The 9,269-nt window shown below is 63.8% G+C and carries 8 protein-coding genes and 1 pseudogene; 5 read left to right on the top strand and 4 right to left on the bottom strand.

Annotation, left to right across the window (positions count from 1 at the left end):
- The coding region (locus tag HP546_RS20625) for a condensation domain-containing protein (RefSeq protein ID WP_172228897.1) at positions 1-1,998 on the bottom strand (1,998 nt) is incomplete at its 3' end.
- Between the two features lie 180 nt (positions 1,999-2,178).
- Positions 2,179-3,162, bottom strand: coding sequence for a TauD/TfdA family dioxygenase (locus HP546_RS20630; RefSeq protein WP_172228899.1), 984 nt, complete (start codon positions 3,160-3,162; stop codon positions 2,179-2,181).
- A gap of 180 nt (positions 3,163-3,342) precedes the next feature.
- Here HP546_RS20630 and azu point away from each other — a divergent pair, with 180 nt between their 5' ends.
- Both azu and HP546_RS20640 read left to right on the top strand, forming a co-directional pair.
- Positions 3,343-3,792: an azurin gene (azu, locus tag HP546_RS20635; protein WP_172228901.1), complete on the top strand. Its 450-nt coding sequence runs from the start codon at positions 3,343-3,345 to the stop codon at positions 3,790-3,792.
- A gap of 34 nt (positions 3,793-3,826) precedes the next feature.
- Complete coding sequence (locus tag HP546_RS20640) at positions 3,827-5,479, top strand: cyclic peptide export ABC transporter (protein ID WP_172228903.1); 1,653 nt, start codon at positions 3,827-3,829, stop codon at positions 5,477-5,479.
- A gap of 178 nt (positions 5,480-5,657) precedes the next feature.
- On the opposite strand, the gene HP546_RS20645 is transcribed toward HP546_RS20640, so the two are convergent.
- The gene (locus HP546_RS20645; RefSeq protein WP_172228905.1) at positions 5,658-6,593 is read right to left on the bottom strand and encodes an aspartyl/asparaginyl beta-hydroxylase domain-containing protein; all 936 of its coding nucleotides are present in this window, start codon (positions 6,591-6,593) and stop codon (positions 5,658-5,660) included.
- Here HP546_RS20645 and HP546_RS31485 point away from each other — a divergent pair.
- Entirely contained in the window at positions 6,592-6,726 is a 135-nt protein-coding gene (locus HP546_RS31485; RefSeq protein WP_256676262.1) for a hypothetical protein, read from the top strand. The two genes, HP546_RS20645 and HP546_RS31485, sit on opposite strands and share 2 nt — an antisense overlap.
- A 42-nt stretch (positions 6,727-6,768) precedes the next feature.
- Here the strand turns inward: HP546_RS31485 and cysK are convergent, their stop codons facing one another.
- A complete protein-coding gene (cysK, locus tag HP546_RS20650; protein ID WP_172228907.1) occupies positions 6,769-7,743 on the bottom strand; it encodes a cysteine synthase A in 975 nt (324 codons plus the stop codon).
- A 134-nt stretch (positions 7,744-7,877) separates the two neighbouring features.
- On the opposite strand from cysK, the gene HP546_RS20655 reads away from it, so the two are divergent.
- Together HP546_RS20655 and HP546_RS20660 are read left to right on the top strand one after the other, a co-directional pair.
- Positions 7,878-8,951, top strand: coding sequence for a DUF748 domain-containing protein (locus HP546_RS20655; protein WP_172228909.1), 1,074 nt, complete (start codon positions 7,878-7,880; stop codon positions 8,949-8,951).
- Positions 8,952-9,160: 209 nt separating this feature from the next.
- A pseudogene (locus HP546_RS20660) lies at positions 9,161-9,269 on the top strand (ATP-binding protein); the annotation flags it as partial.

Consider the following 9,269-nt stretch of genomic DNA (forward strand, 5'->3'; position numbering starts at 1 on the left):
GGCCAGGGCGCCATGGCTGATCGCCACGCCTTTGGGTTGGCCGGTGGTGCCGGAGGTGTAGATCACGTACGCCAGGTTGGCCGCGGCCGGGGCGGTTCGTGCGGGGCTGCCAGTGCCGCCTTGCGCCCAGTCCAGGCGCTGTACGTTGGCGGGCAACTCGGCCTGCCAGTTTCCAGGTGCCAGCAGCACACGCGTGCCACTGTCTGCAAGCATGTAGGCCAAGCGCTCAGCCGGTTGTTCAGGTTCCAGCGGCAAGTAGGCGCCACCGGCCTTGAGCACACCCAGGATACTGGCGAGCATGCTGACGCTGCGGTCGGCCAGCACGCCGACCAGCCTGTCCGGGCCGACCCCGGCTTCGACCAGGCGGTTGGCGATGGCTTCAGCACGGGCATCGAGCTCGGCAAAGCTGGCCTGCTCCCCTGCGGCCATCACTGCGGTGCGTTCGGGATGACGGCGAGCCGCAGCGGCAAACCGCTGGTGCACCAGCGGCGCATCATCGGCCGGGTCTGTCAATCCGGTGGCCGTAGCCAGGCGCGGGAGTGCAAACTCACCTACTGCGCCAGCGGTTTCAGCGGCCAGCGCCTGCACCAGGGCCAGCCACTGTTCGCCGAGCGTTTCGATGGTGGCCGCATCGAACACGTCAGTCGCGTAGGTGAAGGCCGCCTGCAGCTGACCGCCGCGCTCGTGGGTATCCAGCGCCAGGTCGAAGCGGGCGCTGTGCTTTTCCAGTGCGATCGGCGCCAGGCGCAGGCCGGAGCGGGTCTCGATGGCCTGCACATCCGCCACCTGCGCCTGGTGGTTGAACAGCACGCGGAACAGCGGGCTTTCGCTGCTGCGCGGCAAATCCAGGGCCTCGACCAGCTGTTCGAATGGCAGGTCCTGATGGCTTTGCGCGCCCACGGCGGTTTCACGCACGCGCTGCAGCAAACCGGCGATGTCCAGCAGCGGGTCGATTTCGGTGTGCAGCACCTGGGTATTGATGAAGCAGCCGATCAGGCCCTGGCCCTCGGCACGGTTGCGGTTGGCGATCGGTACACCGACGCGGATCGCAGCCTGACCGCTGTAGCGCTGCAACAGCAGCTTGAAAGCGGCGAGCAGGACCATGAAGAGGGTGACATTGTGCTTGCGTGCCAGGCCGCGCAAGCGCTCGGTGACGTCCGTGGCGATGGGGAATTCGTGGCGAGCGCCGCGGTAGCTGGGGCGGCCCTGGCGGGTGCGGTCCAGTGGCAGCTCGAGCGGCGAATGGTCGTCGCCCAGGCGTGCCTGCCAGTAGGCCAGCTGGCGCTCCTGCTCGCCCGCCTCAAGCCAGCTGCGCTGCCACAGGGCGAAGTCGCGGTACTGGATCGGCAGCGCGTCGAGGGTGGCTTCAGTGCCCGCCACAGCAGCGTCATACAGGCACAGGAATTCGTCGATCAGCACGTTCATCGACCAACCGTCGGCGACGATGTGGTGCAGGGTCAGCAACAGGACGTGTTCCTGCGCGGCCAGTTGCAGCAGGCGCACGCGCAGCAGCGGGCCGCTGGCCAGGTCGAAGGGGGCCAGGGCCTCGGCTTCGGCGATGGTTTCGATGGCGGCCTGGCGGGCGTTCTCGTCCAGCTCTGTGAGGGCGTCCTGGCGCAGCTGCAGGGGCGCGGCGTTGGCGTCTACTTGCTGGCGTACATCATCGCCGTCGGCAACAAAGCGGGTGCGCAGGGTTTCGTGGCGGGCCACCAGCGCATCGAAGGCGTGCTGCAGCGCCGCCAGGTCCAGCGGGCCATGCAGGCGCACGGCCATGGGCAAGTTGTAGGCCGCGCCCTGCGGGTCGAGCTGCCAGAGGAACCACATGCGCCGCTGGGCGTACGACAGCTGGTTACGCTCGGCCACGTCCACGCCGGGTGCAATCGGCAGCACGGAGAAGTCCATGCCCTCGCCCTGCAGCGCCTTGAGGAACAGACGGCGCTTGTCGGGGCTGAGTTCGATGAAGCGGCGGGCGAGCTTGAGCGTTTGGTCGGCATTCATGTCGAGCGGAGTCCTGGCAGTCGAGCGGTAACTGTCAGACGAAGGGGTAGGGGGGTTATTTAGTGGAGGGCTGCGGGGCTGAAAGGTGTTCGCCATGGCAGGTTCAGCGCCTGTAAGATCGAGCGCCGCGCGGGCGGCGCTCGATCTCACAGGCGCGGCACATCTTGCGGCAAGCACCTGTCAGCCCAACACTTCACTATGCCCCTGCGCCATCGCCACCACCACCTTGCGCTTGCCGGTAAACGGCGACCGCGCATGCGCTGCCAGCATGTTGTCGAGCATCAGCACATCGTTCGCCAGCCACGGGAAGCGGATGGTGCATTCATCCAGCACCCCGCGCACTTCATCGAGCAACGAATCTTCGATGGTCGTCCCATCGCCGTAATACACGTTACGCGGCAGGTCCTCTTCCTCCACGATATCCATCAGCGACTCACGCACCTCAGGCTGCAGGTTCGATACATGGAACAGGTGCGCCTGGTTGAACCATACGTCATCCCCTGTCACCGGGTGGCGCGCTACCACCTGGCAGCGCTGGCGGGTGCGCAGTTCGCCGTCATCCTTCCAGATGCACTCGATGGCATGCGCCCGGCAGTACGCCTCGACCTGGCGCGGGTCGTCGGTGTTGAACACCTGGGACCATTCCACATCCAGGCCGTTGCCGTAGTTGCGTACGTACATCAACCCCTTTTCCACCAGGCGCTCACGAATACGCGACGGCATGCGCCGGTATACCTCGCGGCTGTCGGCAATCGGCGTTTCGCCACCGGTCTCGGCAGGGGTCACGCTGTAGAACCAGATCTTCATCGGCCATTCCAGGGTATAGGCCTGCTCGTTGTGCAACGGGATGCTCTGGTGCGCCGGGTACTCGGTGGAGGTGTACACGCCTTTGGTCACGTTGCTGCGCGGGGTAGAGCCGAACTCGTAGTTGAGCAGCGGGTGGCCAAACGACGCGGCGAATTGGCGCAAGGCTTCGGGGCCGCCAACCTCGAACCCGCGGAACAGAATGCCGCCCGCTTGCAACAGATGCCGGTCCACCAGCGGCTGCAACGCTGCAAAGGCGTCCAGCAGGTCGATACCCGGTTCCGGCGCGCGTACCAGCAGCGGCAGGTTGCCGCGCGCGGCGTCCAGGGGTTCGATCGCAAAGCTCAGCAGTTCACTCATGACGGTCACCTCAAGCCAGGGCCGCGTTGGCGGCGAAATCGGGATGTGCGCCATTGCGGCGCCTGACTAGATGAACGAGCGGGCCTGCGGGAAATTCACCAAGGCCGCACACACAGGTAAAGCCAGCGCGCGCCGGTTCGTCTGAACGATGTGCACCCTTTTATCGCCCAGGAACCGTACATGACTCGCCAGCTCCTGCTCCTCGCCCTGCTCGCCACGGCCCCCGCCGCCTGGTCGGCAGAGCAATGCGCCGTGGAAATCAACGGCACCGACCAGATGACCTTCGACACGGCCACCATCACCGTGCCCAAGGCCTGCACCTCGTTCACCGTCACCCTCACCCACCCCGGCGACATGCCGAAGAACGTGATGGGCCACAACTGGGTACTGAGCACCCAGGCCGACATGCAGGGCGTGCTGGACGACGGCCAGAAGGCCGGCGAGGCGCAGGACTATGTGAAACCCGGCGACACCCGGGTCATCGCCCACACCCGTTTGATCGGCGGCGGCGAAAAAGACAGCGTCAGCCTCGATACCCGGTCGCTGAAGGCCGGTACCGATTACAGCTTCTACTGCTCGTTCCCGTTCCACAGCACCTTGATGAAGGGCAGCCTGACCCTCGGCAGCTGACCCCGCCCCCACTCCACCAGCGAGATCACCCTTCATGAAAACCTCCTCCCCCGGGGCCATCCGCGAATTGCTGGGCCTGCTCAAACCCTACCGCCCGGCGGTGATCGTCTCGGTTGTGCTGGGCATGGTCGGTGGCCTGGCCGTCACCGCCCTGCTAGCCACCGTCAACCAGGGCCTGCATGCGGCCGGCGGCATGAGCCAGGGCGTGATCCTGGCGTTTGCCGGCCTGTGCGTACTGGCGCTGGTCAGCAGCGTGGCCGCTGACAGCGGCACCAACTATGTCGGCCAGAAAGTCATCGCCAGGCTGCGCAAAGACCTGGGGGCCAAAGTGCTGTCGGCGCCCATCGAGCAGATCGAGCGCTACCGCACGCACCGTCTGATCCCGGTGCTGACCCGTGACGTCGACACCATCAGCGACTTCGCCTTCGCCTTCGCCCCGCTGGCCATCTCGCTCACCACCGTACTGGGTTGCCTGGCCTACCTGGCCTACCTGTCGTGGCCGATCTTCCTCATCACTCTGGTGGCCATCGGTATCGGCAGCGGCGTGCAGTACATCGCCCGGCAAAAGGGCGTGGCCGGCTTCAACGCTGCCCGCGATGCCGAGGACAACCTGCAGAAGCACTACTCGGCCATCGCCCAAGGCGCCAAGGAGCTGCGCATCGACCGCCGCCGTCGCCACGCCATGCTGACGCGCAATATCCAGGGCACCGCCGACTTCATCGCCAACACCCATATCCGTGCCATCAACATCTTCGTTGCGGCCAAGAGCCTGGGGTCGATGTTGTTTTTCGTGGTCATCGGCCTGACATTGGCGCTGCAATCGCTGTGGCCGAGCAATGACCCGGCGGTGATGAGCGGCTTCGTGCTGGTGCTGCTGTACATGAAAGGCCCGCTGGAAACGCTGATTGGCAACCTGCCGATTCTCGGTCGCGCGCAAATCGCGTTCCGCCGTATCGCTGATCTGTCCGAGCGCTTCTCCTCCCCCGAGCCGCACCTGCTGCTGGAGCCGCCGGTCAAGCGTGCCACTGCCGCCACCGCGCACCTGGAGTTGCACGACGTCGAGTACGCCTACCCGCCGGTAGACGGTAAAGAACCGTTCCGCGTGGGGCCGGTGAACCTGAGCATCGAGCCGGGCGAGATCCTGTTCATCGTCGGTGAAAACGGTTGCGGCAAGACTTCGCTGATCAAGCTGCTGCTAGGCCTGTACACCCCGCAACGCGGTGAGGTGCGCCTGAACGGCAAGGCCGTCGGCCCAGAGGGGCTGGATGACTACCGGCAGCTGTTCACCACCGTGTTTGCCGATTACTACCTGTTCGACGACCTGCCAGAACACGAGCACAGCCTGCCCGAGGACGCCACGCGTTATCTGGAGCGGCTGGAGATTGCGCACAAGGTCAGCGTGCGCGACGGTGCCTTCACCACCACCGACCTGTCGACCGGGCAGCGCAAGCGCCTGGCGCTGGTAAATGCCTGGCTCGACGGGCGACCGGTGCTGGTGTTCGACGAATGGGCAGCGGACCAGGACCCGACGTTCCGCAGGGTGTTCTACACCGAGCTGCTGCCGGACCTGAAGCGGTTGGGCAAGACCATCATCGTGATCTCTCATGATGACCGGTACTTCGATACGGCGGACAAGGTGGTGCACCTTAGCCGTGGGAAGGTGGTGGAGGCACTCGAACCGGCGTAACTCAGCAAAGGGCCGCTGTGCGGCCCTTTTTGACCGGCCTATAATCGCTTCATAGTCGCTCTATAATTTCCTATAAAGCAGCAACTCACGAAGCACCATTGCCTTCGCATCGTGTGTACAGGCTCCAACCTGGACAAGCTGGCCATGCTGCGCCACAGGCGCCGTGAACAACCTGTAATCAGAACAACCAGCGATACAACAGATACGCCACCACCACCGCCAGCACCGGCCGCAGGATGCGGTAGGCCTTGGGGTTGGCGCGCTTGAACGTCTTCACACGGCCGCTGATGCGGTTGCTGAAGCGCTTGCTCCAGGCATAAGCCTGGTTGATCCCGCCAACGCGCTCGTCGTCGGTATTCTGCGGCGCGGTGGCGCGGCCGAGGAAGGCACTCACCTGGCGGTTGATGCGGGACATCAGCGGGCTGCTCAGCGGGCGTTCGATGTCGCAGAACAGGATCACCCGGGTAACGTCGGTCTCGTTCTTCACCCAGTGCACGTAGGTTTCGTCGAACATCACGTCTTCGCCATCACGCCAGGCATATTCCTCGCCATCCACATAGATGCGGCAGGCATCGGAGTTGGGCGTGGACAGGCCCAGGTGGTAGCGCAGCGAGCCGGCGAAGGGGTCGCGGTGCGGGTTCAGGTGGCTGCCGCCGGGCAGCAGCGCGAACATTGCGCCCTTGACGTTGGGGATGCTGCTGACCAGCTCGACAGTGCGCGGGCACAACGCTTCTGCCGACGGCAGCGGTTTGTCGTACCACTTCAGGTAAAAGCGCTTCCAGCCCTTCTTGAAGAATGAACCGAAGCCGGCGTCGTTGTCCTTCTCGGCGGCGCGAATATAGCCCTCGTCGAACAGGCGCATGGCCTCTTCGCGGATTTCCTGCCAGTTGTCCTTCAGCACGTCCAGCTCGGGGAAACGCTGGCGGTCCAGGTACGGTTTGGACGGCACGCCGGAAAACAGGTACATCAAGGCGTTGTACGGCGCGAACAGTGCTGAATGGTTGACGAACTGGCGCAACACCGGCAGCCGGGCCTTGCCGCGCAGGTGCACGAACAGCACGCTGCCGAAGAACACCAGCAAGACACCCGCCTTGGCTGCAAAGGAAAAGGTCATGCTTTCACTCCTTGGGGAAGCGCCAGGGCTGCGCGGCCTGGCACTCCAGAAAAATCATCCTGCCATCATAAACCGATCCCGCCGAGGTAAAAACAACCTCGGCGGGATCGCATTGATGAAGATTTTGCAATGAAGCCCGCCGCCGGATGTTGCCCCGGATCAGCGGAAACGCCGGTTACTGCTGGTTTTCCTGCTCGCTGAACAGGTCGCTGAAGAGCATGCTCGACAGATAGCGCTCGCCGGAATCAGGCAGAATTACGACGATGGTCTTACCCTGCATTTCCGGTTTTTCGGCCAGGCGCACGGCCGCCGCCATCGCCGCGCCACAGGAAATACCGCAAAGGATGCCCTCTTCCTGCATCAGGCGGATGGCCATGGCCTTGGACTCTTCATCGGTCACCGTCGCCACCTGGTCGACAATCGACAGGTCGAGGTTTTTCGGCACGAAGCCGGCACCGATGCCCTGGATCTTGTGCGGGCTGGGCTTGAGCTCTTCACCGGCCAGAGTCTGGGTAATCAGCGGCGACGCCACCGGCTCCACGGCCACCGAGGTGATGGCCTTGCCCTGGGTATGCTTGATGTAGCGCGAAACACCGGTAATGGTGCCACCGGTGCCGACACCGGCCACTACCACATCAACCGCACCGTCGGTGTCGTTCCAGATTTCCGGGCCGGTGGTCTTCTCGTGGATCGCAGGGTTGGCCGGGTTCTCGAACTGGCCAGGCAGGAAATACTGGGCCGGGTCGGAGGCGACGATTTCATTGGCCTTCTCGATGGCGCCCTTCATGCCCTTGGCCGGGTCGGTCAGCACCAGTTCGGCGCCCAGCGCCTTCAGCACCTTGCGACGCTCCAGGCTCATCGAGGCGGGCATGGTCAGCATCAGCTTGTAGCCACGGGCAGCGGCGACGAAGGCCAGGCCGATGCCGGTGTTGCCCGAGGTGGGCTCGACGATGGTCATGCCCGGCTTGAGCTTGCCGTTGCTTTCGGCGTCCCAGACCATGTTCGCGCCGATGCGGCATTTGACCGAGTAGCCCGGGTTGCGCCCTTCGATCTTGGCCAGGATGGTCACGCCGCGCGGGGCGATGCGGTTGATCTGCACCAGCGGCGTGTTGCCGATGGAATGGGCGTTGTCTGCAAAGATACGGCTCATGGCAGGGGTCCTTGGCATGAAAAAAAGCAGGGTAAGACCCCAAGGGTAAGCCCCGGCCGGTGACCCGTAAAGCCTGTTCGAACTCCGCGCGGTGGGTTGCGGTCAACCGCACATCCCGCCTTGGAGACACCCCGATGAGAGCCCGTTATCGCTGGCCGCTGATCGGCCTGGCCAGCCTGGTCGTGCTGCTGGTCGCCCTGCAGCTGGCCCTGCCCTACCTGGTACGCGACTACCTGAACGACAAGCTGGCCGACATGGGCGACTACCGTGGCCAAGTAGCCGATGTGGACCTGGCCTGGTGGCGCGGTGCGTACCAGATCAACGGGCTGAAGATCGTCAAGACCAGCGGCAAGGTGCCGGTGCCGTTTCTTGATGCACCGTTGATCGACCTGTCGGTGAGCTGGCATTCGCTGATCTACGACAAGGCCGTAGTGGCCAAAGTAACCTTCGACCGCCCCGAGCTGAATTTCGTCGACGGTGGCAGCAAGCAGGCCTCGCAGACCGGCCAGGGCACCGACTGGCGCCAGCAGCTGGAGAAGTTGCTGCCCATCACCCTCGACGAAGTGCACATCGAAAATGGCACCCTGACCTTCCGCAATTTCAACTCCAAACCGCCGGTGGACCTCAAGGCGACCCGGCTGCAAGCGAATATCCGCAACCTGACCAATGTTCGCGATCAGAAAGGCCGACGCGACGCGAGCTTCGACGGTACTGCGTTGATCGCGGGCGATGCCAAGGTGGAAAGCCGTGCCACCTTCGACCCGTTCAGCGATTTTGATGACTTCGAGTTCCGCTTGCGCGCCACCGGCATCGAGCTGCGCAAGCTCAACGACTTCGCCAGCGCCTACGGAAAATTCGACTTCAATGCCGGGCACGGCGACGTGGTCATCGAGGCCCAGGCCGAGAATGGCCGGCTGAACGGCTACATAAAGCCGCTGCTGCGCGATGTCGATGTATTCGACTGGCAGCAGGATGTGAAGGAGAAGGACAAAGGTTTTTTCCGCTCGGTATGGGAAGCAGTGGTAGGCGCGACCGAGACCGTGTTGAAGAACCAGCCGAAAAACCAGTTCGCTACCCGTGTTGAGCTGAGCGGCAGCGTGCACAAGCAGGACATCAGCGCTTTCGAGGCGTTCTTGCAGATCCTGCGAAACGGCTTTATCCAGGCGTTCAATGCACGCTATGAGCAGCCGGCACCGAAGTCTGACTGATGGGAAGTGACGGGGCATTCAGGGACTGAATACCCGGTCTGCGTTTGCAGCCGCCCAAGCCCGCGTTATAGTCGGTAACAAATCAAAATATGTGCTGCCTGTACTGGCCCTTTCGCGGGTAAACCCGCTCCCACAGAGGTCGCAACTACCTGTCGGAGACGGTTTACCCGCGAAAGGGCCAGTACAGGCTTACCGCAGAGGACAGATCCATGAAGTTCGAAGGCACCCGCGACTACGTCGCCACAGACGACCTGAAGCTGGCGGTAAACGCGGCCATCACCCTCGAACGCCCGTTGCTGGTCAAGGGCGAGCCCGGCA

It is taken from the genome of Pseudomonas sp. CM25 (assembly GCF_013179705.1).
Taxonomy (GTDB): domain Bacteria; phylum Pseudomonadota; class Gammaproteobacteria; order Pseudomonadales; family Pseudomonadaceae; genus Aquipseudomonas.